Annotated in this window: 38 protein-coding genes and 1 tRNA gene; 14 read left to right on the top strand and 25 right to left on the bottom strand. The window is 57.3% G+C overall.

Going from position 1 to position 25,907, the window contains the following annotated elements; genetic code table 11:
* Position 1: 1 nt before the first annotated feature.
* The 13 genes from AC2FFE_RS09150 to AC2FFE_RS09090 all read right to left on the bottom strand — a co-directional run bounded on the left by AC2FFE_RS09150 (position 2) and on the right by AC2FFE_RS09090 (position 9,801).
* Positions 2-178, bottom strand: coding sequence for a DUF4177 domain-containing protein (locus AC2FFE_RS09150; protein WP_257600370.1), 177 nt, complete (start codon positions 176-178; stop codon positions 2-4).
* Complete coding sequence (locus AC2FFE_RS09145; protein WP_496846447.1) at positions 171-1,166, bottom strand: ATPase, T2SS/T4P/T4SS family; 996 nt, start codon at positions 1,164-1,166, stop codon at positions 171-173. Before AC2FFE_RS09145 ends, AC2FFE_RS09150 begins: the two co-directional genes overlap by 8 nt.
* Before the next feature lie 2 nt (positions 1,167-1,168).
* Positions 1,169-2,485 carry a TraB/TrbI/VirB10 family type IV secretion system protein gene (locus AC2FFE_RS09140; RefSeq protein WP_215264002.1) on the bottom strand — a complete coding sequence of 439 codons (1,317 nt, stop codon included), beginning with the start codon at positions 2,483-2,485 and terminating at the stop codon, positions 1,169-1,171.
* Positions 2,478-3,173, bottom strand: a complete 696-nt coding sequence (locus tag AC2FFE_RS09135) for a TrbG/VirB9 family P-type conjugative transfer protein (RefSeq protein WP_215264001.1) — start codon at positions 3,171-3,173, stop codon at positions 2,478-2,480. Before AC2FFE_RS09135 ends, AC2FFE_RS09140 begins: the two co-directional genes overlap by 8 nt.
* 3 nt (positions 3,174-3,176) lie before the next feature.
* Positions 3,177-3,827 carry a VirB8 family type IV secretion system protein gene (locus AC2FFE_RS09130; RefSeq protein WP_282094161.1) on the bottom strand — a complete coding sequence of 217 codons (651 nt, stop codon included), beginning with the start codon at positions 3,825-3,827 and terminating at the stop codon, positions 3,177-3,179.
* A 4-nt stretch (positions 3,828-3,831) separates the two neighbouring features.
* Entirely contained in the window at positions 3,832-4,611 is a 780-nt protein-coding gene (locus AC2FFE_RS09125; RefSeq protein WP_348487740.1) for a type IV secretion system protein, read from the bottom strand.
* Positions 4,608-5,756, bottom strand: a complete 1,149-nt coding sequence (locus AC2FFE_RS09120; RefSeq protein WP_496846446.1) for a lytic transglycosylase domain-containing protein — start codon at positions 5,754-5,756, stop codon at positions 4,608-4,610. The genes AC2FFE_RS09125 and AC2FFE_RS09120 overlap by 4 nt, the downstream gene beginning before the upstream one ends.
* Positions 5,749-5,889 (bottom strand): hypothetical protein, encoded by a 141-nt coding sequence (locus tag AC2FFE_RS09115; RefSeq protein WP_413900183.1) that lies wholly within the window; start codon positions 5,887-5,889, stop codon positions 5,749-5,751. The genes AC2FFE_RS09120 and AC2FFE_RS09115 overlap by 8 nt, the downstream gene beginning before the upstream one ends.
* A 10-nt stretch (positions 5,890-5,899) precedes the next feature.
* Positions 5,900-8,266, bottom strand: coding sequence for a VirB4 family type IV secretion/conjugal transfer ATPase (locus tag AC2FFE_RS09110; protein ID WP_496846445.1), 2,367 nt, complete (start codon positions 8,264-8,266; stop codon positions 5,900-5,902).
* Positions 8,256-8,534 carry a VirB3 family type IV secretion system protein gene (locus AC2FFE_RS09105; RefSeq protein WP_496846444.1) on the bottom strand — a complete coding sequence of 93 codons (279 nt, stop codon included), beginning with the start codon at positions 8,532-8,534 and terminating at the stop codon, positions 8,256-8,258. The genes AC2FFE_RS09110 and AC2FFE_RS09105 overlap by 11 nt, the downstream gene beginning before the upstream one ends.
* Before the next feature lie 7 nt (positions 8,535-8,541).
* Entirely contained in the window at positions 8,542-8,832 is a 291-nt protein-coding gene (locus tag AC2FFE_RS09100; RefSeq protein ID WP_096789457.1) for a TrbC/VirB2 family type IV secretion system protein, read from the bottom strand.
* Positions 8,832-9,410: a lytic transglycosylase domain-containing protein gene (locus AC2FFE_RS09095; protein WP_058289273.1), complete on the bottom strand. Its 579-nt coding sequence runs from the start codon at positions 9,408-9,410 to the stop codon at positions 8,832-8,834. The genes AC2FFE_RS09100 and AC2FFE_RS09095 overlap by 1 nt, the downstream gene beginning before the upstream one ends.
* Before the next feature lie 64 nt (positions 9,411-9,474).
* Positions 9,475-9,801, bottom strand: coding sequence for a hypothetical protein (locus AC2FFE_RS09090; RefSeq protein WP_051588446.1), 327 nt, complete (start codon positions 9,799-9,801; stop codon positions 9,475-9,477).
* Between the two features lie 163 nt (positions 9,802-9,964).
* Here AC2FFE_RS09090 and AC2FFE_RS09085 point away from each other — a divergent pair, with 163 nt between their 5' ends.
* A complete protein-coding gene (locus AC2FFE_RS09085) occupies positions 9,965-10,252 on the top strand; it encodes a hypothetical protein (RefSeq protein ID WP_496846443.1) in 288 nt (95 codons plus the stop codon).
* A 110-nt stretch (positions 10,253-10,362) separates the two neighbouring features.
* On the opposite strand, the gene AC2FFE_RS09080 is transcribed toward AC2FFE_RS09085, so the two are convergent.
* Complete coding sequence (locus AC2FFE_RS09080) at positions 10,363-10,752, bottom strand: MerR family transcriptional regulator (protein ID WP_058289271.1); 390 nt, start codon at positions 10,750-10,752, stop codon at positions 10,363-10,365.
* A gap of 433 nt (positions 10,753-11,185) precedes the next feature.
* Between AC2FFE_RS09080 and merF the strand changes: the two genes are divergently transcribed.
* Together merF and AC2FFE_RS09070 are read left to right on the top strand one after the other, a co-directional pair.
* The gene (gene merF / locus AC2FFE_RS09075; RefSeq protein WP_081805598.1) at positions 11,186-11,395 is read left to right on the top strand and encodes a mercury resistance system transport protein MerF; all 210 of its coding nucleotides are present in this window, start codon (positions 11,186-11,188) and stop codon (positions 11,393-11,395) included.
* A complete protein-coding gene (locus AC2FFE_RS09070; RefSeq protein WP_074942176.1) occupies positions 11,371-11,595 on the top strand; it encodes a GDCCVxC domain-containing (seleno)protein in 225 nt (74 codons plus the stop codon). Before merF ends, AC2FFE_RS09070 begins: the two co-directional genes overlap by 25 nt.
* On the opposite strand, the gene AC2FFE_RS09065 is transcribed toward AC2FFE_RS09070, so the two are convergent.
* Positions 11,596-12,012, bottom strand: a complete 417-nt coding sequence (locus AC2FFE_RS09065) for a MerR family transcriptional regulator (protein WP_035262768.1) — start codon at positions 12,010-12,012, stop codon at positions 11,596-11,598. It lies immediately after the preceding gene.
* Positions 12,013-12,082: 70 nt separating this feature from the next.
* Between AC2FFE_RS09065 and AC2FFE_RS09060 the strand changes: the two genes are divergently transcribed.
* From AC2FFE_RS09060 to AC2FFE_RS09050, 3 genes are read left to right on the top strand one after another with little or no spacing between them, the layout of a single operon-like run.
* Positions 12,083-12,853 (top strand): transglutaminase-like domain-containing protein, encoded by a 771-nt coding sequence (locus tag AC2FFE_RS09060; RefSeq protein WP_496846442.1) that lies wholly within the window; start codon positions 12,083-12,085, stop codon positions 12,851-12,853.
* Positions 12,853-13,488, top strand: coding sequence for a cation efflux transmembrane domain-containing protein (locus AC2FFE_RS09055; protein ID WP_035262762.1), 636 nt, complete (start codon positions 12,853-12,855; stop codon positions 13,486-13,488). Before AC2FFE_RS09060 ends, AC2FFE_RS09055 begins: the two co-directional genes overlap by 1 nt.
* On the top strand, positions 13,485-14,036 hold the full coding sequence (locus AC2FFE_RS09050; protein WP_164644534.1) for a methyltransferase: 552 nt from the start codon (positions 13,485-13,487) through the stop codon (positions 14,034-14,036). Before AC2FFE_RS09055 ends, AC2FFE_RS09050 begins: the two co-directional genes overlap by 4 nt.
* 142 nt (positions 14,037-14,178) lie before the next feature.
* On the opposite strand, the gene AC2FFE_RS09045 is transcribed toward AC2FFE_RS09050, so the two are convergent.
* Complete coding sequence (locus AC2FFE_RS09045) at positions 14,179-14,706, bottom strand: hypothetical protein (RefSeq protein WP_035262751.1); 528 nt, start codon at positions 14,704-14,706, stop codon at positions 14,179-14,181.
* Positions 14,707-14,781: 75 nt separating this feature from the next.
* On the opposite strand from AC2FFE_RS09045, the gene AC2FFE_RS09040 reads away from it, so the two are divergent.
* Entirely contained in the window at positions 14,782-15,372 is a 591-nt protein-coding gene (locus tag AC2FFE_RS09040) for a Crp/Fnr family transcriptional regulator (RefSeq protein WP_164644535.1), read from the top strand.
* Here AC2FFE_RS09040 and AC2FFE_RS09035 read toward each other — a convergent pair.
* The 7 genes from AC2FFE_RS09035 to AC2FFE_RS09005 form a co-directional block, all read right to left on the bottom strand.
* Positions 15,369-15,800 carry a c-type cytochrome gene (locus AC2FFE_RS09035; RefSeq protein ID WP_282094145.1) on the bottom strand — a complete coding sequence of 144 codons (432 nt, stop codon included), beginning with the start codon at positions 15,798-15,800 and terminating at the stop codon, positions 15,369-15,371. The two genes, AC2FFE_RS09040 and AC2FFE_RS09035, sit on opposite strands and share 4 nt — an antisense overlap.
* Entirely contained in the window at positions 15,797-17,116 is a 1,320-nt protein-coding gene (locus AC2FFE_RS09030) for a multicopper oxidase family protein (RefSeq protein WP_348499326.1), read from the bottom strand. Before AC2FFE_RS09030 ends, AC2FFE_RS09035 begins: the two co-directional genes overlap by 4 nt.
* Before the next feature lie 8 nt (positions 17,117-17,124).
* The gene (locus AC2FFE_RS09025; protein WP_282094143.1) at positions 17,125-17,991 is read right to left on the bottom strand and encodes a CopD family protein; all 867 of its coding nucleotides are present in this window, start codon (positions 17,989-17,991) and stop codon (positions 17,125-17,127) included.
* Between the two features lie 2 nt (positions 17,992-17,993).
* Positions 17,994-18,335, bottom strand: coding sequence for a copper resistance CopC family protein (locus tag AC2FFE_RS09020; RefSeq protein ID WP_282094142.1), 342 nt, complete (start codon positions 18,333-18,335; stop codon positions 17,994-17,996).
* Between the two features lie 11 nt (positions 18,336-18,346).
* Complete coding sequence (locus AC2FFE_RS09015; RefSeq protein ID WP_282094141.1) at positions 18,347-18,778, bottom strand: c-type cytochrome; 432 nt, start codon at positions 18,776-18,778, stop codon at positions 18,347-18,349.
* A 618-nt stretch (positions 18,779-19,396) separates the two neighbouring features.
* Positions 19,397-19,597, bottom strand: coding sequence for a hypothetical protein (locus AC2FFE_RS09010; RefSeq protein WP_282094140.1), 201 nt, complete (start codon positions 19,595-19,597; stop codon positions 19,397-19,399).
* 2 nt (positions 19,598-19,599) lie between these two features.
* Positions 19,600-19,812, bottom strand: a complete 213-nt coding sequence (locus AC2FFE_RS09005) for a helix-turn-helix domain-containing protein (RefSeq protein WP_035262737.1) — start codon at positions 19,810-19,812, stop codon at positions 19,600-19,602.
* 199 nt (positions 19,813-20,011) lie between these two features.
* Between AC2FFE_RS09005 and AC2FFE_RS09000 the strand changes: the two genes are divergently transcribed.
* Positions 20,012-20,611 (top strand): hypothetical protein, encoded by a 600-nt coding sequence (locus AC2FFE_RS09000; protein ID WP_282094139.1) that lies wholly within the window; start codon positions 20,012-20,014, stop codon positions 20,609-20,611.
* Between the two features lie 2 nt (positions 20,612-20,613).
* Here the strand turns inward: AC2FFE_RS09000 and AC2FFE_RS08995 are convergent, their stop codons facing one another.
* A complete protein-coding gene (locus tag AC2FFE_RS08995; RefSeq protein WP_058289260.1) occupies positions 20,614-20,928 on the bottom strand; it encodes an Arc family DNA-binding protein in 315 nt (104 codons plus the stop codon).
* 84 nt (positions 20,929-21,012) lie between these two features.
* Between AC2FFE_RS08995 and AC2FFE_RS08990 the strand changes: the two genes are divergently transcribed.
* The 3 genes from AC2FFE_RS08990 to AC2FFE_RS08980 are packed head-to-tail and all read left to right on the top strand — an operon-like array spanning position 21,013 to position 22,451.
* Positions 21,013-21,207 (top strand): Arc family DNA-binding protein, encoded by a 195-nt coding sequence (locus AC2FFE_RS08990; protein WP_170695082.1) that lies wholly within the window; start codon positions 21,013-21,015, stop codon positions 21,205-21,207.
* A 24-nt stretch (positions 21,208-21,231) separates the two neighbouring features.
* Positions 21,232-21,423 (top strand): hypothetical protein, encoded by a 192-nt coding sequence (locus tag AC2FFE_RS08985; RefSeq protein ID WP_058291186.1) that lies wholly within the window; start codon positions 21,232-21,234, stop codon positions 21,421-21,423.
* A complete protein-coding gene (locus AC2FFE_RS08980; RefSeq protein ID WP_282094138.1) occupies positions 21,420-22,451 on the top strand; it encodes a site-specific integrase in 1,032 nt (343 codons plus the stop codon). Before AC2FFE_RS08985 ends, AC2FFE_RS08980 begins: the two co-directional genes overlap by 4 nt.
* A gap of 68 nt (positions 22,452-22,519) precedes the next feature.
* Here AC2FFE_RS08980 and AC2FFE_RS08975 read toward each other — a convergent pair.
* A tRNA-Cys gene (locus AC2FFE_RS08975) sits at positions 22,520-22,593 on the bottom strand.
* A 227-nt stretch (positions 22,594-22,820) separates the two neighbouring features.
* On the opposite strand from AC2FFE_RS08975, the gene AC2FFE_RS08970 reads away from it, so the two are divergent.
* The 3 genes from AC2FFE_RS08970 to AC2FFE_RS08960 all read left to right on the top strand — a co-directional run bounded on the left by AC2FFE_RS08970 (position 22,821) and on the right by AC2FFE_RS08960 (position 25,907).
* Complete coding sequence (locus tag AC2FFE_RS08970) at positions 22,821-23,474, top strand: protein-L-isoaspartate O-methyltransferase family protein (protein WP_496817277.1); 654 nt, start codon at positions 22,821-22,823, stop codon at positions 23,472-23,474.
* A gap of 94 nt (positions 23,475-23,568) precedes the next feature.
* The gene (locus AC2FFE_RS08965; RefSeq protein ID WP_496846441.1) at positions 23,569-24,987 is read left to right on the top strand and encodes a TolC family outer membrane protein; all 1,419 of its coding nucleotides are present in this window, start codon (positions 23,569-23,571) and stop codon (positions 24,985-24,987) included.
* Positions 24,988-25,061: 74 nt separating this feature from the next.
* Positions 25,062-25,907, top strand: coding sequence for a hypothetical protein (locus AC2FFE_RS08960; protein WP_496817279.1), 846 nt, complete (start codon positions 25,062-25,064; stop codon positions 25,905-25,907).

The raw sequence follows: 25,907 nt of genomic DNA, 5'->3' as shown, positions 1-25,907 counted from the left end.
TTTAGGCGCTCGCGCCGGTGCGACGTTTCAGGAAGGCTTTCAGAATGTGCTCACCGTCGAAATCCGGCACGACCGAGACCAGTTCCCAACCATCCTGACCAAGGGCCGTCAGCTGCGCTTCGATCTTTGGCGGCTTTGTTTTGGCGGTGTTGATCTGTTCAATCTTGTACTCAAACATGGTCTGTTTCCTTCGCTTGGGCTGGATCAATCGGCAGGTAGAATTCGGTGATGCCGCGCGCGCCTTCATGGCGACCGGCCTGGATGATCACATCTATCGAGCGGATGATGTAGTCGTTCATGTCCTGGTAGGTCATGGGCACATCTGTCTTCAGGGCTGCGATGGCGAGACGCTGGACGGCCAGCTGAGGCGTTTCAGCGTGCAGCGTGGTGAGTGAGCCACCATGGCCGGTGTTGATGGCCTCGAGGAAGGTCATGGCTTCCTTCCCGCGCACTTCGCCCAGAACGATGCGATCCGGCCGCATGCGCAGGGTGGAGGTCAGGAGGACATCAGCACTGCGCGTGGCTTCGTCGCGGTCAGACATCAGCGTGACAACATTGGGCTGCGTTGGACGCAGTTCGGCGGCCTCTTCGATCGTGATGATGCGTTCGTCGGTTGGCACGAAGGAGAGGATTTTGCGCGCCGCAACGGTCTTGCCCGTTGAGGTGCCGCCAGACACGATCATGTTGAGCTTGTGGATGACACAGAACTTGATCGCTGCGTCGATGTCGCCGGTGGCCACGACATCGCGCAGCTCGGCATTGCGCTTGCGTCTTGCACCCTCGTTGCTGCGCTCTTTGCCGAAGAGATAGGACAGCTTGATCCGCTCCAATGGCAGGTCGGCGAAGAACCGCAGGGAAATCGCATAACCGCCATCAACGGCGGGAGGCTGGATGACTTGAGCGCGGATTGGGCGGTCACGGTAGTCGATGCTTGCCGAGACAATGGGTTTGGTCCGACTGAGCGTGGTGTTCGCGGCGGAAGCAATCTGATTGCCAAGGTCTTTGATTTCATTGGGCGAGAGCTGTCGATTGACGCGCCGCATAAAGTGATCCCCCTGAAACTCGGCCCACAGCGTGCCGTCAGGATTGATGCAAAGCTCGATCAGCTTTGGATCACGCGCCTCGGGGATCTTGTCCATCGAGCTTTGCAGGTAGCTGGCCGCCATGATCAGAAAATCTCCAGATCGCGATCAACCATCACGGTGACACGGGCACCTTGATCGACATAGATCACGGGCGATACAGATAGATATTCGCCAATCACGCTTTGCGCGCTGTCTTGCAGGTCTTCGCCAATGCCCTCGAGCACATCCGAGGTGATCTCATCTTCGATGTTCTGGGCTGCGACGGCGGGCAAGGCTCCGATCAGTGATATCAGAGCAGCGGACCCGAACCGTGTGCCGAAGCGGCTGTCGACGAAACCGGTTGTGCCGGACCGCCCCAGTTCATCACCACCGAAGGCGCTGATTTCGACGGTCTGGTTACTGGGCAGAATGATCCGGTCCCAGGCGATGGTCACGCGTTGTTGCGCAATATCTAGGCCGGATTGATACCGCCCGATCAACCGCGCCCCGCGTGGGATCAAGACCCGCGTGCCGTCATAGGCGTGGACATCTTCAGACACCATTGCTCGGACCTGACCGGCAAGCGAGCTGTCTATCGCTGTCTCGAGCACGGCCTGGATCATCGTGCCCTGAACAACCGTGTTTGACGGGTTCACGATCACCTGGGCCTGGGTCACCTCAGCGGGTTCAGCGCCGTTGCGGACAAAGTCTGTGTCGCCATCAAGCCGCCGTTGCTGCGCGGCGGTTTCATTGTTGCCGTTACCCGAGCCGCCAAAGGCGATGATTGGGCTGGCGATGCGGGCTTGGAGTTCGTCAAGTTCGGCTTGCCGCCGCCGTTCCAGCTCCTGAAGGCGCAGTTCCTCGGCCGTGGGGCCGGTTGGTGCGGGCGTGCGCGGGGCTTCCAGGCGTGCAAGCTCCAGATCGTTCTGCAGACGCTGGATTTGCCGTGCGCGTTCTTCCAGTTCTTCGCGCAAGGCGGCTTGCGTTGCTGCTGCCTCGCTGCGCAGGGCGTCGATCTCTGCGCCCAAGGTATCCAATGCCTCGAGGTCGACGGTTGGGGCTTCAGGCGCAGGTGCTTTGCGCAGGGCTTCGAGTTCGGACCGCATAGCGTCCATTTGCGCGCGCAGCTCTTCTGTCTCGCTTTCTGGTTCTGACTCCGCTGGAGGTAGCGATGTGTCTATCGGTGCAGGAGTTGGCTCAAGGTCTCCAAACCCCGGACCGGCCGCTTGGAATTCATCTGGGGAGGCGGTTTCCAGGCTGTCGGGGTCAGAGCCGCCAGAGAACAACAGCAAGAAACCGCCAAGAGCCGCGATTGCCCCAATCCCTAGGGTGATGGCGACAAAAGATGGCCGCGCCTTTCGGTTTTGTGGTTTTCCTTCAAGTGCTTCGAGGCGTTTCTTAAGCTCAGCTGTTTCACTCATCGGGATTTGCCTCGCTCATCTCTTGGACGCAGATCTCGTCATCGCCGAGCCTGAGAACCCATCGAGTGCTGACACCTGACACGCGGATCACGCCATCTGGCCGCGCGAGCGCATTCACGCTGCGCTCATTGCCACCGGACCATCGAAAGATCGCGGGCAATGGGGCATTCGCGGCAAAGCGGAAATAGGTGAAGGTGCCATCGTCCCAGATTTCGCGCGGGGTGATCTCGGATCGCGCGCTGACGCCGTAGGCGTGGTTTGCTGGCGCAGTGGCAGCCATACGCGATTGCCGAGGGGCCGCTTCGGGATAGGTGAAGCGAATGACGTAGAAGGTCGGCGAACTCGCCTCGGTCACGTTGAAATAGTAGCTACGCCGGTTGGTGTAGACGGTGATATTGGTGTGCGCGCCGCGTGTAACGGGCTTGATCGCAAAGGCCTGACCACCGGGCACTCCGTCCAACAGGAAGCCTTCGGTGTCGCCAGCAATGATCGAGCGGATGGTCTCGCCCTGGCCAAATTCAATGCTGGTCACGTGGGTCAAACTGGTTCTGATGCGGTAGACCTGCCCGTCCTGATAGGTGGCCAGCCGGACGCGGGCATCAAAGGGGCCTTGGCGCGGCTGTGTTTCTGCATAGGCGATGCCAGCAGACGGAACGAGGACGGCGAGGATCAAGAACAGGCGGCGCATTGGTTACTCCAAACGATCCGAGCGGATCGCGTATTCGGTGACGGTGAAGCCAAAGGGGTTCTGCCAGACATCGTCGATTGACCGGCTATTCTCGGGCCGAAACTCAAACATCAGCGTTGCGGTAAAGAGCCCGTTTTGACTGCCGCGCGGTGAATTGAGCCGCTTGCGCAGGCGCACCTGGGCACGGTTGGCGCTGATGTGCGTGATCGACAACACCTCGACATCAAGCCGGGCATCTGTTCCGTAGGTGTCGGGCGGATAGGCCTCATGGCCGCTGGTCCACAATGCGCGTAGCCCGGCGGCGGCCGATCCGTCCGACTGATCCAGGACCCGCCGCACACGCACGTCATTGTCGAGCTGATTATACGTCTCTCGATCAATCACATAGCGGTAGACCTGTGCCTCAATGATAGCGGGGCGTTCCGTGAGTGAGACCGCTTCAACCATGGCATTGGGGAGGGCCATGCCGGTTTCGCTATCAAAGGGAACGATCATGGGCGGCGGGTCCGCGTCGAACAGGGCCACGAGGGCGGCGGCGAGGCAACCTGCCATGCCAAACCCCATGCCTGTCAGTCCCAGTTTCTGCCACATGAGCTCGCGTCTTCGTGCGCCGTAGACGAGCTCTTCTTCGATGAATTCCGCTCCGCTGTTCATGGGATCAGTCCGCGCGCAGGTCTGGAAGGGTGAAATCCATATAGCGGCGCTCTTCGGCCAGCGTCGCGGCATCGACCACTCCGGATTGGCCCGCGCCGACTGTTTGAATGGCTTCGAGCTCCCACATGCGTGTCATGGCGATGGCCAGCTCGGCCGTGACGCGGGTGTTGTGATCGACGGCTTCCTTGAGCGTTTCCATGTCGGGGATCAATGAAACCAGCTGCTCGACCCGTTCCAGCGATTGCGCGGCCTCGTCATAACTGTTCTCTGCCGCCGCCGACATCACCGCCCCGGTGCCCGCCTGGCTGGCAATGCGCTCAGCCCCCGGATTGCCGCTGCTGGCCATGTCAGAGAGGGTATCTTGGTCAAAACCTGCGTCCTCGAGGGCTTGCGTCATGCGGCCTTCCATCTGAGGGGCCGCGTTGCCGATCAGGCCGCGAAAATCGCCGCTTTGGATTTGCCGGATGGTGCCAAGGAGATCGCCGAATTCCTGATCGAGTAGGCCGTCGAGATCACCACCCATAGCCATCTCGATGATATCCGTCGCGCCGGTCAAGGCGGCGTAAGTCTCATTGAGCGTGTCGAGTTGCTGCTGCACCAGGTCGAGCTGTTTGAGAAGCGTGTCGAGTTGGTCGGTCTGGATCCCGAAATCCTCCAGCATCTGCTGCAGCTGGCGAATTTCCTGGGCGATGTTGCGTGTGTCGACAGTCGGAACACCTTGGGCAGATACGGGTGAGGCAACCAACAGCGCGCAAGTGGCAACGGTAGAAAGAAAGCGGATCATCGGAATGCCTCCAGATCGAATTGCATGAAGTCTTGTTCGCGGGCCTGTGCGGCCGCCATGGCCAGCTCGGTCGCGCTAAGCGGGCGGGTATGGGCGGCCTTCAGGCGCGTACGGATTGCGATCAGGCGGGCGAGTTCGGCCCGCGCGTAGGTGTTGAGCGACATGGCCGCGTGAATGTCGTCGGTTTCGCCGATGCGGGTGATGATGTCCTGCACGCGCAGCGCGGCCGCTTGCACCGAGACCAATGAGTAGTCGCCATAGACCCCCGCCCCAAAAGAGGTCAGGCTCATCGTGGAGTTGGCAAGCAAGACGGGATCAATCGTGCCAAGCGCATCGACGCCGCCGACGCGGGCAAGGTAGAGATTGTAGCGTTCGGGGATGACCTGAACGTAGTGCTGGGTCTCAGCGAAAGGGGGCACGCCGCGGTAGCGCTGCACGTTGCCGGGACCGGCATTGTAGGCAGCTAGCCCGCGAATGATGTTGCCATCAAACATGGCCAGCATCTGCGCCAGATAGCGCGCGCCGCCGGTGACCTGGATGTAGGGGTTTTCATAATAGGCTGGGTAAATCCCGAGATCCTGCGCCGTACCGGGCATGATCTGGGTCAGGCCGAATGCACCAACAGGTGAGCGCGCGCCGATGGTGAAGCGGCTTTCTTGCCAGATCAACGCCTGCAACAGACAGCGCCACTGCTTGGGCGATAGGCCCGCCGCGTGCACGCCAGACATGTGGTGCGTTTCTTGAGCGGCGCGAATGATCAGCTCTTCAATCGATCCCGAGGCATCGCCGAACATCTGGGCTGCACCGGGATTCGGGTCCACCGGGCCATAAAGAGTTTCAACGGCGCTCTCTGGCGATGAACCAGCTTCCAAGCTTGCGACCAGCGCGCCTGAATTGCCGCTGGCAAGCGTTGCGGCATCAAGGATATCATCCAGCGCTTGGAGTTGTTCTTGCTCGAGCTCTTCAAGCTCTTCCTCTTTGGTCAGCCGATCCCGCTGCAGCGCCAGATCTTGTTCGCCTTGTTGCAGCACGCGCTCGCGCTGCAAGAACATGCCCGCATCAAATGTGGGCACGCCTTGGGCAAAGGCCAATGACGCGGCGAAACAGAACAGACCCGCAAAGATATGCAGGCGATGCTTACTCACCGAGACCACCAATCGGCCCGAGCAGCTCGAAGTTGCAATTACTGCGGCTGACCTCGGCAAAGGAGTTGAAGCATTCGGCCTCTGACGGCCGGTATTCCGCGCAGGCTGTCAGGGTCAAAAGGGTGAGGGTCATTACGCACAATCTACGCATCAATCTGTCTCCAAAATTCGGGGTTCTGGCGATAATCAGCGCCCACCAGTGCTTCGCCTTTTTCAATGCCGCCAAGGATCGTGAGGTAGGGGCCAAGGGCGCTCAGATCGGCATCGATAACAACAGAGCCTTGATCATCGCGCACCAGCGCCAGACGAGAGTTGCTTCCCGTTCCGAGCAAAACGCTGAGCTCTTTTTCGGTAAGGCCGAGCATGGTGTAATCGCTGGCCGAGGCGCGGATGTTCGGAAGCAAGAGCTGTGTCGGCACGGCCTCGACAATCGTCTTGCCAGTGCGGGTTTTCTCGAGCTGGCTTGCGTATTGGGTCATCATCACGACGACGGCATTCTGTTTCCGCGCCGTGACCAGCCAGTTGCTCAGCCTGTCGGCAAAATACGGGTTATCCAGCGCCTTCCAGGCTTCATCGATGATGATCAGCGTCGGCTTGCGATCCTCGATCACGCGCTCCACCCGCCGAAACAGGTAGGAGAGGACAGCCATGCGTTCCTTCTCGCTTTCGCTGTCGAGAATGCCGGTCAGGTCGAACCCCACGACATCACCATCGAGCGAGAAGGTATCCTCAGAGCTTTGCCCGAAGATCCAGCCATAGCGGCCATCTTCAGTCCATTCCTGGATCCGCTCGAACAGATCCCCTTCGTCAGCTCCCGCTACAAAGAGCGACGCCAAATCCTGCCAGTTACGAAGGGCGGCATCGCTCGCCCCGGCGTTCTGGCGCACTACCTCTTGAATGCGGTTGATTTGGACCGGGCTCAGGGGCTTGTCGGTGCGATGCAAAAGCGTGGCCAGCCAATCGGAGAGCCATGCTTGCCCGCGCCCATCAATTTCCGTGCGTAGCGGGTTGAGACCTGTGGCTTCACCGGCCTTGATGGCGCTGTAGCGCCCACCATTGGCCCGAACCGCCATTTCCATGCCCGCGCGATAGTCGAAGACAAAGACGCGCGCGTCGCAGCGCCGAGCTTGGGTCATGAGGAATGCAGACAACACCGACTTGCCAGAGCCTGGGCGGCCGAGGATCAAGGTGTGCCCGCCGGTCGGTTCTTTGTCCGGCTGACCCGTCTCATGGTAGTTGAACAGGAAGCCCGAGCGTTCAGGCGTCGGGAAGAGGGTGATCGGCTTGCCCCAAGGCACTCTATCGCCCTGCTTGCCCAGTTGACCGCGATGTAGCGCCGCGAGATCAGCAAAGTTGGTGTTTGTGATGGCGGCCTTGCGGCTGCGCATCTGCCCATTGCCCGGATGCTGCGCGAAATAATGAGTTCGGGAAGCAAAGCTCTCATTCACCAGATTAACGCCTTCACTGGCCGCGATGTTGCGCACCTCGGCCGCTATGGTTTCCAGCCTTTCCTCGGTCTCGGCGAAAACCGTGACGGTCATGTGATGATCGCCAAAGCTCAGCCGCTTGGATTCAAGATCGTCGAGCGCGTCGACGAGTTCCTCTGCAAGGGAAATCGCGCCGTCATCGCTGGCCTTCATCAGGCGCTGTTGGCGCTTGATCCGACTGGCCATGATGTTGCTGTTAATAGGCGTGAAGGAATGGGTGACGATCATGTCGACGGGAAGGTTCAGCTCATCAAACATGGTGCAGTTGGTTTTGGCCGGATAGGTCTTGATCGCAAAGGTGGTGCCAAAACGCTTGCCCGCCGTCCCGTCGTCGAGCGCAAAGCCTCGCCCCTGAAACGTAACACGCGTGTTGGCCACATCCTCGGCAATGATGCCGATGCGGGATTTTGCGAAGAGCGGTCGCTCTTGGCCAATGTTGAGTGCCCCGAGGAAACCCAGCAGTTCGCCGCTCTCAGCCCCAAGCAGGCGTGGGTTCATATCGGCAAAAGATGAGAGCAGAAACCCGACGACTTCCTCGAGCTTGCGCAGCTGCTTGGCCGTCTGGTCTTTCAGCTGTGCGATTGAGCCTGAGCGCTTCAAGCGCAGCTGAGCGCCGAGGGGAGGACGTTTGAGCACTGTGAGCGTGAGCGTTTTGTCCCGCAGGCCCGCCCGTACCATGGCCGCTTGCCAACGGGTGTCCAGGGCTTGGGCAAACCCATCCTCAGGCACCGGGGGTAAAGTAGTTTCAATCGCTTTTGAGACCTTGTGCACGTAGAAACTGTACTCTGGTCCGATCTGCGCGATGATCGCAGCAAAGAGCGCGCGGATCTTTTCCAAATGCGCGTCATCGCTGGTCATGCTGTTGACGCCATCAAGACGAATGCATTGGAACAGGGCATTGCCGCGCGTGCGGATCGTCACGTCATTCACGAGACTGACATAGGGTAGCATGCTGGCCACCGTGCGCTCTTTGCGCGCCCAGTCCGGCATCATGGCAAGGTCATCCGAAGGGTCATGGAGCATAGCTGTCCCCCGAATGGATCTTGCGGTTCGAGGTGGGCGGCGTTTCCTGCAGCGCAGTGACCATAACCTCAAGAAAGGCCGGATCCCAATCCGCTGCTTTCCACAGCGCAGGATAGGCCAGAGCGGCGATGATGATCAACGGCCAGCTCTGAACCCACAAAAAAAGCAACACAAACCCGAAGAGCCAGACCATCGCATACATGATCGGCAGCCCAATGAGCTTTGGCGGCCGGATCAGGCCCAGGAAGAGGCGGGTTTGGGTTGCCATGTCGGACTTACGCGCCCCAGATCGCGGTCACGATGGTCGGTGCAGCTGCGATGCCTGCAATCGCAACAAGCACCCAAAGGGCTTGGCGGAAATCCAGAATGCCGAAGAGCCAGGAGAGGAACACACCAATCAGAGCCAAGGTGCCAATGACAATACCCAAGGGGCCGGTGATCGTATCGACGATGCCCTGCAAAAGGTTCTGCACCGGCGAAAGGTCGATGCTCTGCGCAAAGGCCGGGTTGGCAATCATCAAGCTGGCCAGAGCCAGCGACAGGATCGTGCGAATTTGTATGTGCATCAGGAGGCTCCAGTCAGTCGATCACGCACGGCCATGACACGGCGCACGTGATTTTGGGTTTCTCGGTAGGGAGGGATGCCGCCATAGCGCGCGACCGCGTCAGGCCCCGCGTTGTAGGCGGCAAGCGCGAGTTCGGGCGTGCCGAATTGTGCAAGCATCATCAGAAGGTAACGGGCGGAGCCATCCAGATTGGCCTGCCAGTCATGCGGATCCACACCAAGCTGCGCGGCCGTAGCTGGCATCAGCTGTCCGAGGCCGATAGCACCTGCGGAGCTGCGCGCATTTGGGCGATAGGCGCTTTCAATCTCAATATTGGCTTGGAAGAGCACCTGCCACTCCGTCACGGACAGGCCAGCGCGGCGTAGTGCGGGGTGTCCGCCATAGCGATGCGCGGTGCTTTCAAGGGCTGTGAGGATCTCGGGGCGGGGAACCGCGCGGGTGGGTGCAGGAGGCGGATCTTCAGGCTGAGGCGCTGCGAACACGATCAGCTCTGGTGGGTTTGCTCCAATCCCGTCGACGTAGCTCTGCGCGAAACCTGATTGCGGTGCTTTGGTCTCGAGCTGGCCATCGGCCCGCATGGAAAGCACGAAGCCTTCAGAATGGGCGGGTGCTGCAAGGAATGCCGCAAGGACAGCAAGTGGCTTAGCCCGCGTCGTCCAAATTGTGAGAGGCGATCTTGCCTTCGAGCATCGGGATCGAGACGACCGAAACTCCAAGTCCTGCAAGGAAGCTGGATAAGCCATTGATAGTCTTGAATTCTCGGGCGGCCATATTGTTGCGCGCGGTAACGAGCAGGCGACGCGTCTCACCATCTGGCGAGACGCAATGCACGGTCCAAATCCCGGACCACTGAGCACCTGTACGTTTGGGCGTAACCCGACACACAACATCCGCCGAATGACCCTCGGCAAGCAGCGTGCGCAGCCCGTCTTCACTGACAACATTGGGGGCGTCTTGCATCAAATTCATAGGATCGAGCCTTGCAGAATTGTGCATTGGCCCGGCAGTCCCTCATGGACTACCCAACCGATACAATATTATAATCTTGCAATCAATAGGTGCAATTTGAGTTATTGCGCCTTTCATGCGTTGAAACGAATTTACTGCAACGGAGTGGCTGAGCCAAGATAATATGGCGCTTTTGAAACAAGCATGGGCGATTATGATCGTTCTGAGCTGGAGTTCTGCGGCGATCGCGGGCAGTTGTCTGCCGCCTGCTCCGCCCTGGATGCCGACCAATGCCGATGACGTATGGGCCTATGCGGACCTGTTGAGGCGTGATGCGGAGACGTATTTTACCGAAGTTGAGCGGTACTTCCGTTGCCAGGACCTGGAGCGTCGTGAGATCTTCGAGCAAGCGCGCGTCGCCAGCGAAGACTACGCGCGCGTTTTGGAGCTTCTGGACGACGTGAGGAAATGACACCTGTCCTCACGTAGAGAAAGATGCCTTTCAACAAAGCGGCGGCGAAGGTCGCCAACGCGCTGACGAAGTGAAATTGCGCTGCGACTGAACCAACGTCGACTTTCCAACTAGCGGGCTTTTAAAGCATCCAACATCGGACAGTCGCTTTGTCCCTTTGCGCAGTTCGCGACCAGCTCGACCAGAGCCTTCTCAAGTTTCCGAAGCTCCGCCAGTTTCGCCTGAACGTCCGAGAGATGCTTGCTTCCAAGTCGCTCGACCGTCTCACATGCATCGGACGGTGCATCGGCGAGATTGCGAAGCGCAACTGCGTCTTGGATGGAGAACCCAAGATCACGGCATCGTTTGATGAAGCGAAGCTCTGAAATCTCAGTGTCCGAATAAGCTCGTCGCCCAGAAGCAGTGCGGACTGCCTTTGATATTATCCCCTCACGCTCATAGTAGCGGATCGTCTCTATTGAAACGCCACTAAGGCGGGATGCCTCACCAATCGCAATCATGTGATCAAACTCCGCTTGCTTCTGTAGTGACTACAGGATGCATAAGATCAGCCATGATGTCGAATACTGAAACTCTTCAAGATGAAACCAATGGGCCAAACCGACTGCTGATCGGCGGCGCTGGTCTGTTGGCTTTGCTAAGCGCATCCTGCTGCGTATTGCCGATTGGCCTTTCAATCATAGGGCTGGGTGGCACGTGGCTGGTTTTGCTTGGGCCATTTGTCGAGTATCGCACCGAGATATTGGTTGTCGTGGGACTTGTACTTGCTTGGGGATGGTTCCGCCTTTGGCGGCGTTGGGCCTGCGCAAAACGCAGGCGCTCAACTGTCGTTATGCTTGGCTTCACGACGCTGGCTTTCGCTCTCGCTGCCAGTTCACCTCTCTGGGAAGAAGACGCGGCGAGGACGATGTTTGCCTTGTTTAGGCAGTATCGATGAGGGGCTGGTTGCTTCCACTGAGCCTGGGCGGTTCGGGATTGGCCGCAGTCTGCTGCCTGACGCCTTTTCTACCATGGCTGTTTTCGCTTCTTGGGATCAGCGGAGCACTCGGTTACGTCTATAGAGACGACGTGCTGCTGCCAATCCTTGCTGGATTTCTACTACTTACAGGATACGCGCTATGGCGACGCAAACGAGCGAAGTGAACTTTCAATCTACGATTACCTGCCCCGAATGCGGACACGCTACCGAAGAGACGATGCCGACGGATGCATGTCAGTGGTTCTATGAATGTAAGTCCTGCCACACTGTTCTAAAACCGCTCGAAGGGGACTGCTGCGTGTACTGCTCCTACGGCACGGTCAAATGTCCTCCAATCCAAGAGGGAGGCTCGTGCTGCGGGTGATCAGTGCTCGTTTTCGCAATGCTCATGGTCAGCAAGTGACGCCAGAACGTAGCAGTCCTCGGACACACCATGTCCGTCGCATCCCTTGGCCATGCGAACCAACTCCCTTTCGAGCGCCTTCAGCTTTTTGACCTTCGCGCGAACATCCGCGAGTTGTGCCACCGCAATTTTCGTAGCGGCTTGGCATGACCGATCCGGGTGTTCCTGTAACTCGATCAGGGACAAGATTGCCTCAATCGAAAAGCCCAGATCGCGTGCATGGCGGATGAAGCTGAGCCGTTCCAATCCCGCTTTGTCATAGCGTCTTTGGTTGCCGCTTGTGCGCTCGGCCTCCACCAACAGGCCCATCTCCTCATAGTAGCGGATGGTTGGAACCTTGACCTTGGTGCGTCTTGAAAGCTCGCCGATAGAAAACATGAAGAAACCTCTTGAACCTCTAGTCACTAGAGATTGTAAATAGGGTGGGACACAGACTCAAGAGGCTACGATGACCGATCAATTCCTGTCCCCAACATCCCTTCTGGATTTCGAGGCTGGCCCTATTCAGCGCCTTGTTGCTGATCGTGGCTGGATGACCCTATCAAACGCCGACCGTATCGGTGCCGCCTATGACTTTGTCCGCAACGAAATCCTGTTCGGTTACAACTCCGATGATGCGCTGCCGGCGTCCAGGGTGCTGTCCGATGGCTATGGGCAGTGCAACACGAAGGGCACCTTGCTGATGGCGCTTCTGCGCACCCTTGGAATGCCGTGCCGCTTTCATGGCTTTACCATCGACAAGCGGTTACAGCGCGGGGTCGTGCCAGAGCTGGTTTATCCGCTTGCGCCTGCCAACATCATACATTCATGGGTCGAAATCTATCACGGCGGGGCGTGGCTGAACTTGGAGGGTTTCATCCTGGATGCACCCGTCCTGGCGGCCCTGCAAAATACCTTTCCAGAGCGTAAATCGCTCTGCGCCTATGGTGCGGGCACGGATTGCCTTCAGAACCCAAACGTCGAATGGCGCGGGGTCAGCACCTACATACAAAAGACCGGAATCAATCACGACTTCGGCACCTTCGATGACCCCGATGCCTTTTATGCAACCCACCGTCAGCTGACCGGCGTGAAGGGGCTTCTCTATCGTGTCATCATTCGCCATTGGATGAACCACCGCGTCAGGAGGATGCGCAAAGGCCACGTGCCGGATATTCCCGGCGGCGAAGCAGCCCTTGTTCCAGATCAATCAATCCCTGAAACGCAGGAGGCAACCTAATGCCTGGATGCTGTGGACACGATGCCAAATTCGAAGGCGTCTCGGACGACTATAAACGGCGGCTTTGGATCGTCATTGCCCTGAACGCAACGATGTTCGTGGTCGAGATGGCTGCGGGCCATCTGGCCAACTCGCAAGCCCTGCAAGCGGATGCCCTCGACTTCGCAGGCGACGCCCTGACCTACGGCATTTCGCTGGCGGTCATCGGGGCTTCAATCAGAGCGCGCACGAACGCCGCCTTGTTCAAGGGGATCAGCCTTCTGTTGATGGGGTTGTGGGTCTTCGGCTCTACCGTCTACCGCGTCTTCTACGTTGGTGTCCCAACCGCCGAGATCATGGGTGCAGTGGGCTTTCTTGCCCTGCTCACCAATCTGGCGAGTGTTCTCTTGCTTGTCAGATACAAAGACGGAGACGCCAACGTTCGGTCAGTTTGGCTGTGCTCGCGCAACGACGCTATTGGAAATGTCGCGGTCATGTTTGCTGCGTTAGGCGTCTGGGGCACGGCAAGTGGCTGGCCGGACTTGATCGTCGCAACCGTCATGGCGGGACTGTTTCTGTCCTCGGCCTATCAGATCGTGCGTCAGGCTCTCGCGGAGCGCCGCCAGATGATCGAGCACGGGCATGTAGAAACATGATGCAGACAGCTATCATCTATCTCGGCTTCGGGGTTGCAGCAGCGACGCTCACAGCAATCCTATGGTCGATTGTTTTTCCCAAGCGCCGCATATGGCCGCCGAAACAGTATACCGCCCTTACGCCAGTGTTCGTCTGGGTGCCGACTTTCACGCTGTTCGGCATCCTCATTGTCTTGGGGATACTGGGCTGGGGCAACGTCGCCATTCCGAGTTGGCTGCGCTTCGGGGTCGGACTTCCACTAATAGTGATCGGCAATATCATTGTTTGGCTGGAGGTCTCACACTTCGGAGTGCCCCAGACGGGTGGTGCCAAGGGCACGCTGCGCACCGAAGGCATGTATCGGTATTCTCGAAATCCGCAATATGTGGCCGATATTGCTATCGTCGGCGGGTGGATGATCTTGTCAGCTGCGCCCTGGGTGTTCGCGGTTGGCGCTCCGGTAATTGCGATATTGGTGGTCACCCCATTTGCTGAAGAGCGTTGGCTAAAGGATCAGTACGGCACTGCGTTTGAGGATTATGCTAAACGGGTCAGACGGTTTTTCTGAACAGTTGAATGAGCGACAAAACCGACCTTCGCTATTTTACGCCAACCTGCCGTCCAAAGTTGCTCAATCTTATGGTGACAGTCTCGGGCAAAATACCCGTTGGCTGTGCAAGCTCCAATCACTGCGTCTTGGTTGGATCGCATCAGTGATGCGGATCTTCACCTGAGGCCATCTGTATGTGGTGCGCCTGATGGTGCGCACCGATGGTCATAACGCCGAAGAACCCGAGACCAAGGACGCGGGCAAGCTCCTGTTCGGTTTGAACCTCGATGTGCATGGTCACTCCCCCCGTGGAGGGTTGAGCAGTCACTGTCCATCCGGTTGCCGTTTCCAACATCGGTGAATGTGCCGTCGCCATGCGTGCGACGGCATCGGCCACAATCCCTTCGCCGGTGACGCGAAACTCGACTATCCTGCCTTCGGTCTGAGTGTTCACGGTCGCTTGGGTCGTGACCAACTCCATATCCACGAGGTGATCGCGCAGCGCCTGAATATTGACCTTGGTCCAGTCGGTACCGGGGTCGTCTGACAGGATTTGTACGATTTCCGAAATTGCGGCGAAGGCGGACTGCCCTGTTTCCAAAGGGCCGTCCGAGCCCTGATGGGCATGTTGGGCGGCGGCTGGAAGGGCTATGAGCGCCACGATGGCGCAAAGTGTCGTTCTGATCATGGTATGTCCGTTCTTGCATTTGGGGTTGGTGGCTTGCTACACCCCAGACGCAGATCCGAATATGATTGAAATCACATGTTACCCACCCCGTTCGGCGCATTGGATGAAAAATCTCTGTCTCAAATGCGTTATTCCATTGGAGACCACGTGTTCCGGCAGGGCGACACCACAAAGGGCATATTCTTTGTGGCGTCAGGTGGCATCTGCCTAACTCGCGTGACGGAATCTGGAAACTCCGTAACGATCTACAACGCTCAGACTGGCGACATGTTTGCCGAAGCATCCATTTATTCGGATCACTACCACTGCGACGCGATTTGTACTGCTCCATCCGAAGTTGTTCGGATTTCGAAGCAAGCCATCCAGAAGCAACTACGTGAAGACACGGCTTTTTCGGAAGGGATCACCAAGCGATTGGCGGTGCAGGTGCAGGATTACCGCCAGCTATTGACGCTGCACGCTTTGAAATCAGCGAACGACCGCGTATTGCTGGCGGTAGAATTGGGCAAGCTGACCGGTTCGGTCACACAATTCGCCAACCAGATCGGGTTGACCAAAGAAGCCTGCTATCGGGCCCTCAGAGATCTGTCTGATCGGGGATTGCTGACAAAAACCGGGCGCGGGCGCTATGCTCCCACGCCACGTAGCGAAGACCGCCTTCCTTAGTTGTGCGGTGGGTTGCGACCGGCTTGAATTTGCTGAACGCGGTCCGGCCAGGTTGATCTGATATAGGTCAGGATGTCCCAAATATCGTCATCGGTGAGAGCATCGCCAAAACCCGGCATACCGCTTGCGAAGCCGGTGACACCGCGCGCAGCCAATGCTTCCTCTCCACCAAGCCGAGTGTATTCGAAGAGAAGCTGGTTATCGTGGTGCCATGTGTGCCCGGTCTCATCATGGGGTGGTGCAGGCAGAACGCCGTTTTCGTCGGGCGTGCGCCAGTCGGGCTGCCCTTCGAGATTTGCGCCATGGCAGGACGCGCATTGTTCGACGTAGAGGACCCGCCCATTGGCCAAGTCCCGGTCATCCAGTTCGTGACCGGCGATTGCGCCAGTCGCGACGCTACAAGCAGCGATGATCAGAATGCGTTTCATGCGACTTCCACCCATGTTTTCATACCCGCCGCCTGATGCCCCAGCATGTGACAATGCAACAGCCATTTTCCGGGGTTGTCGAACACGCAGACGATGTCGCGGGTCTCCCCCGCGTCCACAAGTGTTGTGTCCCGGATAGCGCCCAGTCCGTCGTCAGCCCCGACCTCAAAGAAATGATGCCCGTGCAGATGGATGCCATGCGGGAAACGGGTGTCGTTCACCAGACGAATACGCGCTGTCTGCCCACGTTCGAACAGATGAAACGGGGTATCCGTCAGACCGGACTGCCCGTTGAACGCCCAGATATCGCCACCCATCATACCTTGCATCATGCGACGGCTCATGGCCCCACCTTCCATGGTAAGCGTCAGGGAAACCGCATTGTCTAAGTCGGGCTGCGTAACCTCGTTTGGTGGCAACGCAGAAATCTCCGATGGTTGCCGCTCCGTGTTCGCGTCCTCAACGGGGATTTCACCCAGCAAGTAGGGGCCGTCCTGCGTGGGAAACATGAAGGCGATTTGGTCCGGGGAAGTGACATCCGCGATGATGTCCGCGCGTTGGGCCGGGGCGAGAATGAGACTGGATAACTCCTGTGGACTGACAAGGGGCATTCCGTCATTTGCAACGATCTTGCCGTCGACACCTTCAATCTCAACCGGGAAAATCCTGTCGGTCGCGACATTGATCAGACGAAGTCGCACACGATCACCACGACGGACGGGCGTGCTCGGTTCGACAAGAGCACGGGCATAGTTGCCGAGCCGCCCCTGATGCGCCTGATCGTGCATATTTTCGAAACCATCGGCCAGCGTGCCCGCTTCGGTCATGCGCCAATCATCTATCAACACGATCAAATCGTGATCCACGTCCGGTGGCGTCAACTCGTCCACGATCAACGGGCCATAGAGCCCCTTTGCAACCTGTTCCCAAGATCGGTTGTGCGAATGGTACCAGAAGGTGCCTGCATCCGGCGCACGGAAACGATAGGCGAACTCGGCATCCGCTTCGACGACGTCTTGCGTCAGGCCCGGAACGCCATCCATTGCATTGTCGATACGCAGCCCATGCCAATGCACCGTCGATCCCTCGCCGATCTGGTTCCGGAACCAGATGTCAAAGACTTCGCCCTGACGTGTCCGCAGCACTGGTCCGGGCGTGCTGCCGTTGAAACCCAACATTGGCGTAGCCGGTTCTCCGTCGGGCAGGATTTGCGCGCTGACCGGCTGCGCAATCAACTCCGCAGGGGTTGACGCAATCGAGATACGCGGAACCAGTGCCGCCACGCTTGTCGTGATCAGGAATTCTCGTCTGTTCATGGAAAACCTCAGTTCGGAAGGGTCAAAACACTGGTGAGTGTTGCCGTTGCCGCAAGCACCACCAGTATGACCGCCGTTTCAATTTCGATGGAGCGCGCCAGATGCCGCGCGGCTTTGCTGTCCCCGGCCTGCATGGCGGGAACAAAACGAAGTTTGTTTGCGGCTGCCAGAATCAGGATCGCGCCGACAAGCACCAGCTTGATCAGAAGGGTTTGCCCATACCCGGTTGACAAGAGTGCCCTCAGATCGCCCAGCAACAGCCAGGCCATCAACAGGCCTGCCAGGATCAGCACCGGGACAATCACTGCCGCCGCTTGCCCAAAGCGATGCCCCAGCAGGGCCGCGTTGTCCAAGTGCTCTGGCAGTCGTGACAGGCTCCGCAAGGGGCCAAGGATGCCAATCCAGAACGCTATGCCCATAAGGTGCAAAAGAAGGAGCAGGCGGACGCCAGTTTGCTGCAAGTCAGGTACGTGCCCGATCTTTGCAAAGGACCATAACGCTATGGTCCCGCCCGCGAGAGCAATCCTCGGCCCAACACGGGGAATATACATTCCCGAGATTATGAGTGCCGCACCAGCAACCCGATATACCAAGACGTCCCCAACCGGTGTTTGCCACAACAGCCCGAGCATTTCGGGGTCGGTCATGCCATCGGCTCCACCCGTCAGAGCGGCCCCGCGCAGCATGAAGCCGAACACCGCTGCGAAAATGGCAAGTCCCGCCAACACCACAGCCTTCGCCTTGATCCGGCGGCATAGTGGTAGCACCAGATTTGGAAAGGCCGCTAGAATGATCACAAGCCCGGTCGACCCAACGACGCTAAAATACAGCGTCAGTTTGGCGAATATCGCGGCTATTTCCCAGATATCCGGCATGGTCATTCCACCGTGAACGAGAATTCGCCCTGCATGGCGTGCCCGTCTGAACCTAATCCCCGCCATTCGATGCGGTAGGTGCCTTTCCCCATGCCTTCGAGGGGCAGCGTGAACACACGGTCAAAGCTCGTCTGATCCCCGAGATCAAGCCGGACAGACGGATGATCCTGATGGAGCATATCCACCCGTGTAAGACGTATATCATTGGCAAAGTTGAAGCTGATCTCGGGCGGGACTTCCGTGATTGTCGCGCCATTCTCAGGCGTTGTGTGATCTACGGGTGAATGCGCAAACGCACTGGTCGCCAGAACGGTCATCAACGCAAATGTGGTAAGTTTGTTCATTGGGGTATCCTTTAGTTAATTCCGTTGGCGCGCTGGATTTCGCGGATGTAGGAGATGACCATGGCAACGTCGCCACGGGTCAAGCCTTCGACCGGTGGCATGTCACCAAAACTCCAGTGATGGCTTCTGACTCCGTTCGCGACAGCGCGCTGAAAGGATTCGTCAGCGTGATGGCTGGGCTCATAGATCACATGGATCAATGGTGGTCCCGCGCCCTCAACACCAACAGCGTTGGTGCCGTGACAGGCGGTACAGGTATTCTCGAATATGCGTTGGCCTATCGCTGCGTTGCCGTCGATTTGCGGCATCTGGATCGCAACAATTGCGTTACCTTCAACAGGTTCCACTTGCGCGACTTCCTCTGCGGGGCCGGGTCGAAGAACGAGGTATGCAGCGACGGCTGCCACAGCGCACGCGCCGATCACGATGTTTTTTTTGTTCATGGAATGGTCCTAACCTTGTGAAACAGGGGCGGGCCGCAGTGTTCCTGCGACCTTTCTAAAACGCTGATCACTCACGCAAGCAGCGCTGAAATCCTGATTCAAAGGTTGGGTGGTCTGTCCGGGTTGTCCGGCTCTTCCAGAGTTGAGAGGTGGCCAACCTGCCAACCCAATACGGCCTCGGATTGGTCAAAAACTGCGTCGGAAGTTAGCAGTATTAGCGCGAGAGAATTGCACAGGAATGGATTGCATTCGTCATGCTCTATCCCATCTGATCCAAGCAGTGTGCTGCTCGTCAATTCCCCCAAAGCGTGGCCAGTGTGATTTTCGACCACAGGCATGACCTTGTGCTCGTCACAATGCCCACCAACGCAACCCATGGATAAAGCATGCGAAGCGCTGCTCAGCCCCGTCATAAAGACCAGAAGAACAACAAGCAGTATTGAGGTTATGTTTCGAAGGCACTTCACACAGCGAAGCTATCTCAGTTTCCGATCCATTACAACGCGAGCCCTCTGTCAGGTGGTATGAACTCCAACCGCCCTAAGAAAAAAGCCACTCACCCGATAGCAGACCTCCAGGCAACACGCCGCATTTGATAAAATGAGATTCTTCCGGCCGTTAGCTGCGGTTTGCGCCAATGTCCGTTTCAGCGGGATGATCTGAGCAGTTTGATGTTTCAGGATGACCATCATCGTAAAGCGCCGCCTGCGTCTCACCATTGTCCCAATGATACAGCAAGCCAATTTCTTCGCCTGTCTCAATACATGTAATGCGGCCGATGGCTTCGGCCGTTGTGCGAGCACTCTCAAATTCGGGCAAAACTAGCCCCTCTCGTTAAACAATTCCTTTGGATCGACGCCGAGAGCATCCGCGATCCGCTCCAGAACATCGATTGATGCCGAATTTTTGGCGAGCTCGATCTCGCTGATATAGCTGCGATCGACTTCCGCAGCTAAGGCTAATTGTTCTTGGCTCAATCCTCTGGAATTTCTTAGATTCCGTACATTTAGCCCTACTCGTTCCCGCAATTTCATGGCCTGTATTCGGCCAGATCACAAGAACTGCTCTACGGAATATATTCCACAAAACGCGCGCGAGCATCACAAATGATGTTCTCGTATATGGTGTGAAGGGGGCTGTTGGAGCTACATTTACAATAATACAGTAATGTAGCAAAAGGCATATATTGATATGTGGTGCAGATCTATCAGGAATTGGTTCTTTGGGGTCGCAATGTCTCTGCTTTCCAGTGTGGCTCCACAGGCGGCAAAAGCCTATCAGGTTGACTGCGCCATTCTGCTTTGCCTGGCTGGTGGGTGGCCCGCGTCAGCAGAATGCGCTCATGCCCGTGCTGTGTTCATCCGTCGGATCACGCCTTGGCCGATTGAGCCACCTCTGCAAATCTGGCGTTGTCCGATGGGTGTTGCGGAGCGCGCGCCTATGCAAAGCACGGCCCCGACAACTTGGGAGGCCAGCAACCAAATCGGCCAGACACTTGGTCACGTCATTCTGGCACAGGTGGTGGAAAGTGGCGCAGACATCGACATCAGCGGCCTAGAATTCGATTTCGTGCGCTCGATCCGCGTCTGGGATGTTCGGCACTACAGCCATCGCGAACGTGGTCGCGACGATGATTGTTCTGAGAGTTACAACATGCGCCTCGGGACCTACGGCACGCGGGGCGAATTCGGCTGGCAACGCACGACACCAGCGGCCGCCCCGCAATGGGTTTTGCCGTCGCGACGCTGTTCGTCATCGAATTGGCGACGAGGCGTCGGCGTTGAATGGGAGGATCACGAAGGCAACCACGGATATGAGTGGGTGGCCTATTAGGGCTATTCCCCGATATCCTTCATGCGTTCAGAGATATCGACCGCAATGCGCTCATACAAGGCTGCTTGCTTGTCTCTGGGAGAGCCGGGCTTCGGGCTTCTTCGGCGGATGCGCTTCGCGAGCCAGAAGAGCAGCCGCGCGGCGGGGTCTTCCAGTTTTTCCGGCACAGGGGCCGGATAATTTTCTTCGAGTAGGGCAACGACCTCAGCATTCATACTGCGGTGGTTGGCCTCAGCCGCGAGGCGTATCCTATCGCGCAGGCCGTCCGGCAGCCGCACGATAAATTTATCCTGATTCTGAGAGCTTTGTTCTGCCATGGTGGCACTGTGCCATAAAAAGCGATTGACGCAATAGTGGCTAAATGCCACTAACGGGATATTGTTTCAACCTGGAGGCGTTTCATGAACAGTCGTAAACCAATGCAACTTCGGCTTCCGCAAGAGCTCAAGGAGTGGATCAAGGCGGAGTCCGATCGCAATGGCAACTCCCAGAATTCTGAGGTGATCCGCGCAATTCGCGCGGCAAAGGACAGGCGCTCCACTCCCGCTTCAATCGGAAATATCAATATAGATCAGGGTGATAATGCGCGTTGTTAACGAGGTGAGAGAGGTGTCGATAAGATGACGAAAGTAAGTGCACAGACGAAAGCGAAACAAGCGGCCTCGGCTTTTATCCGCGAGGCGCGGGAGGCAGGTTGGCAACGCGCGAAGTTCGAGATCAAGCCAGATGGCAGTGTCATCGTCGATGCCAACATGGTCGCGCCAGAGGCAGCTGACGACTTTCTCAACAGTGATCTGAGAATGGGCGAATGACCCGCAAGAGCCTTCCAAAATACGTCTACAATGACAGAGGATACCTTCGGTTCATCCGGCGTTCGCGCGGCATCTCTGTCATGATGCATGAGGAAGCGGGCACTCCGGAATTTTGGGATCATTACAATCGCCTGCTTAAAGGAAAGCCAGCGCCTGCGCCGGTGAAGCGTAACTTTGAGGCCTTAATCCTGAGCTACTACGAGAGCGACGCCTACAAAAAGCTGAAGCCCCGGACGAGATCCGACTATCGGCGGTATATCAGCCACATTCGTGAGATCTGGGCCGAGAAAGACCCGGCCAGAATCGAGACCCATCATATCTACGAATTGCACCGCGCTAATGCGGATCACTGGCGGCAAGCCAATTATCTCGTCCAGGTCATGGTCGTCTTGATGAACCACGCACGATTGATTGGCTTTATTAAGAAGGAGCACGGCAATCCGGCGAAGGGCATTCCGCTTTTCAAGCAGCAGAGCGACGGCTGGGAGCCGTGGCCAGATGATGTTCGCGCCGAGTTCGAAGCGCTGGCTTCAAAGAGGGCGCGGCTGGTTTACGAGCTTTGCGTTGGCACAGGCCAGCGAATTGGCGACGTCGTAAAGATGAAGTGGGCACACTTTTCCGACGAAGGATTCGATTTCACTCAGGGTAAAACCGACAAGCCGCTGTGGATCCCGCTCACTGACCGTCTCAAGGCTCACCTGGACGGGCTCGAGCGAACGGACGGCACGGTCGTGACCGACACCAAGGGCAGGTCGGTCAGCTATCGCATCGTCGCTGAGGAAATGCGCTCCATCAAAAAGAAGATGAAGCACGAGAAGGCGAGTTACTACAAAACGCACGGTCTCAGGAAAAATGCGACGATCGAACTTTATCTGGCTGGATGTGATGACGAAATGGTCAAGGCTGTCACCGGCCACTCAGGCGTTGAGATGCTGAAAAAATACGGCGGGCCGATCCGCCAGAGGGAACTAGCTAGGCGCGCTCAAGAGGCAAGAAATCAAATGGAACGAAGCAAGACCGAAACGTGAAAGTTTCAACACTTGTTTCAAAAAAGGCAGTGAAGGAGATGTGGAATGACGCAAGTCATTGATTTTATTGGAGGCGAGTACCGGAATCGAACCGGTGTACACGGATTTGCAATCCGCTGCGTCACCACTCCGCCAACTCGCCTTTTCAAGCAAAATCAAATACTTGCCGTGGTGTTCGTGGCGTTTTAGCAGCTTTGCGACGGGGCGTCCAGAGGACAGCGGCGAAATTCGGGGGCATCGTGCGAATTACCGCGATTTTGTGTGCGGTCCAATGATCGTTGATGAGGGATTGCGGCAATAGGGGCGTTGCCGGTGACTAAGGGATGTGGCAAAAGCCGAACAGGCTTGAGACTTCAGACGAGAGATCACATGACAGATTTCCCAACGCGGCGCCGTATTATGGTTGATACTCAGGTACGACCTTCGGATGTGACGAAGTTCCCGATCATTGATGCTATGCTCACGGTGCCGCGCGAAGACTTTGTGCCGGATTCGCAGCGCGAAGCCGCCTATGTCGAAGATGTGATCAGTCTTGGGAACGGACGCAGCTTGGTGGAGCCTCGGACCCTGGCCAAGATGTTGGATGCGCTGAACATTTGCAATGATGAGGTCGTGCTCGATATCGCACCGGCACTGGGGTATTCGACAGCAGTGGCTGCGCGCATGGCAGAATTGGTTGTTGCCGTAGAAAGCGACGAAGCGCTGGCGGCTGAGGCGCAAGCTGCTTTGACTGAAGTCGCTGCAGACAATGCCGTGGTTCACGTCGGTCCGCTTGAGCAGGGCGCGGAAGAACACGGGCCGTATGACGTGATCATGATTCAGGGTGGCGTGCATCAGATCCCTGATGCTCTGTTGGATCAATTGAAAGAGAATGGCCGCATTGCCTGTTTGTTTGTCGAGGACGGCTTGGGTGTCGTTCGCATCGGGCGCAAAGCAGGTGGACGCGTCAGTTGGCGCGATGCGTTCAATGCCAGTGCGCCGGTGCTTGATAGCTTTTCCCATCAGGGTGCATTTTCGCTATAGTCGTTAGGTAGTTTTGTCTGCCACCTTGATTAGTTGAAAATGGCGGCGCAAATTGCCGACAGAGCAGAAAATTTTGAGTTGAGAGGATTTGGTGATGCGTAGGACTGCGACTGGCAAACTGGTCAGAGCATGTGCATTGACCGCAGGGCTGGCCTTAAGCGTTATGCCGCTGCGTCATGCATGGGCTGATAACCTTACTGATGCGTTTATCGGAGCCTACAACACCAGCGGATTGTTGGAGCAAAACCGCGCGTTGCTGCGGGCTGCAGATGAAGACGTGGCGATTGCTCTTGCTGCTTTGCGACCAATCATTAACTGGACAGTGAACATAAGCCAGGACTACTCGAAGACGCGAACCGGCGCATCTGTCGCAACAGCCAACCCATCGCGTTTCTTTTCGGGGCTAACGCTTAGCCAGCTTCTATATGATGGTGGGGCGTCTGTGTTGGGGAAGCAGTCAGCGCAGGAAACCGTTTTGTCGACAAGACAGTCCCTGATTGATATCGAGCAACAGGTTCTGTTTCGTGCTGCAACGGCGTATCTTGGCGTGTTGCTTCAGGAAGAGACAGTTCAGATTCGTCAAAACAACGTCGACTTGTCGAGCGAAGAACTGCGTGCCTCGAATGACCGTTTTGAAGTCGGTGAAGTTACACGAACAGACGTGGCGCTGTCTGAATCACAACTTGCAAGCTCACGTGCAGATTTGGCCGATGCGCAGGGGGACCTCAGCACGGCGCAGGCAGAATATGTGAACGCTGTTGGTAAACTGCCGGGGCGTACATCCGGCCAACCAAGTCTTCCAAACCTGCCGCGCTCGCAGTCCGAAGCTATCAATCTGGCGTTGCGCAACCACCCTTCAATCCTGTCCGCTCAGCACCAGGTGCGAGCTTTGGATCTCATCGTTCAGCAGCAGCGTGCGAATCTTGGTCCTAATGTCAGTTTGAGTGCTGACGTTGGTGTTAGAGAAGACTATGATGATGACGACTATCAAAATACTGCAGGTGTTGCTCTTAGTTTGAGTCAGCCAATTTATGCTGGTGGTCGACTGGCGGCGAGTGTTCGTCGTGCCATGGCGACACGCGATGCATCGCGCGCGAATCTTTTGAATGTTCAAAAAGACATCACACAGGGTGTGACCGATGCTTATGTGCGGTTTCAAACTGCAACGGCCAGCCTGACAGCATCGACCGAACGCGTTCGAGCCTCACAGGTAGCCTTTGACGGGATTCGGGAAGAGGCCACTCTCGGTGCACGAACCACATTGGATGTGCTGACGGCCCAGCAGGATTTGCTGGATGCGCAACTGGCTGAGATCGCATCGCGGACCGAGCGTTCGCTGGCAGCGTATCAGTTGCTTCAGGCTCAGGGCCTGCTGACGGCCGAGCGTCTGGGACTGGCTGTGCAGATTTACGACCCGACACTGTATTACAATCTGGTTAAAAATGCGCCCGCTCAGGTCAGTAAGCAGAGCAAGGATCTGGATCGCGTGCTAAAAGCATTGCGCCGGGACTGACGAGCAATACTATTTGTTGTTCGCTTTGACAGGATTGGCTACACTCTGCTCTGAGCATAGAGCGGTAGAGAAAAATGGCGGATAATGTCGTAAAAGCCGGGATCGAAGACGTGTTGTCTTCGGTCAAACGTCTGGTCAGTGAAGAAGGTAAAGCGGGTGAGGGGGCTGATCAGAGCACCAAGGCGCGCAAGCCGGGTCGTTTGGTGCTGACGGACGCGTTGCGCATTTCCAAACCCGCTGCGGCTGAAACCGCCCCGTTTAAACTGGAACCCGAATACAGCGCTGAAGTTTCGGCCAAGCCGATGCTGCTGCGCGCCTGCGATATCGTGCGAGATGATGCGGGCGCCGATCAGAATGCCCCTCCTGATGCGGCGATGGGTGAGCAGGCAGAGCCGTCAGAAGACCCGACACTCAGCCTGAGTGCCAAGATTGAAGCGCTGGAAGCCGCCATTGCCCGAACTGAAGATCAGTGGGAGCCTGACGGCGACAGCGATGATGCCTATTCAGGTACACCGAATCAAAGCCTGTCCTGGGATACGGGTACGGCATTTGCTGAAAGTGATGGGCAAGCCTCGCTGGATGAACAGCCAGAAGATGCGCAGCCCGAGAGCGATCAAGTTGCTTCCGACGCCGAAGAACCAGTTGTCGAAACGCCTCGACAAGAAGAGTTAGAAAGTGATGAGGCGCAGCCCGCCACATTTATCCGCTCTGCCGAGGCTGCGCCCGTGACCGAGCCTGCGGAACAGGAGACTGCGCAGCTTGGGGAACTGACAATTGACGAAGAGGCGCTGCGTTCAATAATCGCCGAGGTTGTCCGGGAAGAGCTGAAAGGCGCGTTGGGCGAACGGATCACGCGCAATGTCCGCAAAATGGTGCGGCGCGAGATTTATCGCGCATTGGCTGCGCAGGAGCTGGAATAG

It is taken from the genome of Ruegeria sp. YTSA168 (assembly GCF_059610045.1).
The sequence above is the reverse complement of the archived record's forward strand: the minus strand, read 5'-3'. Positions and strand labels throughout refer to the sequence as shown.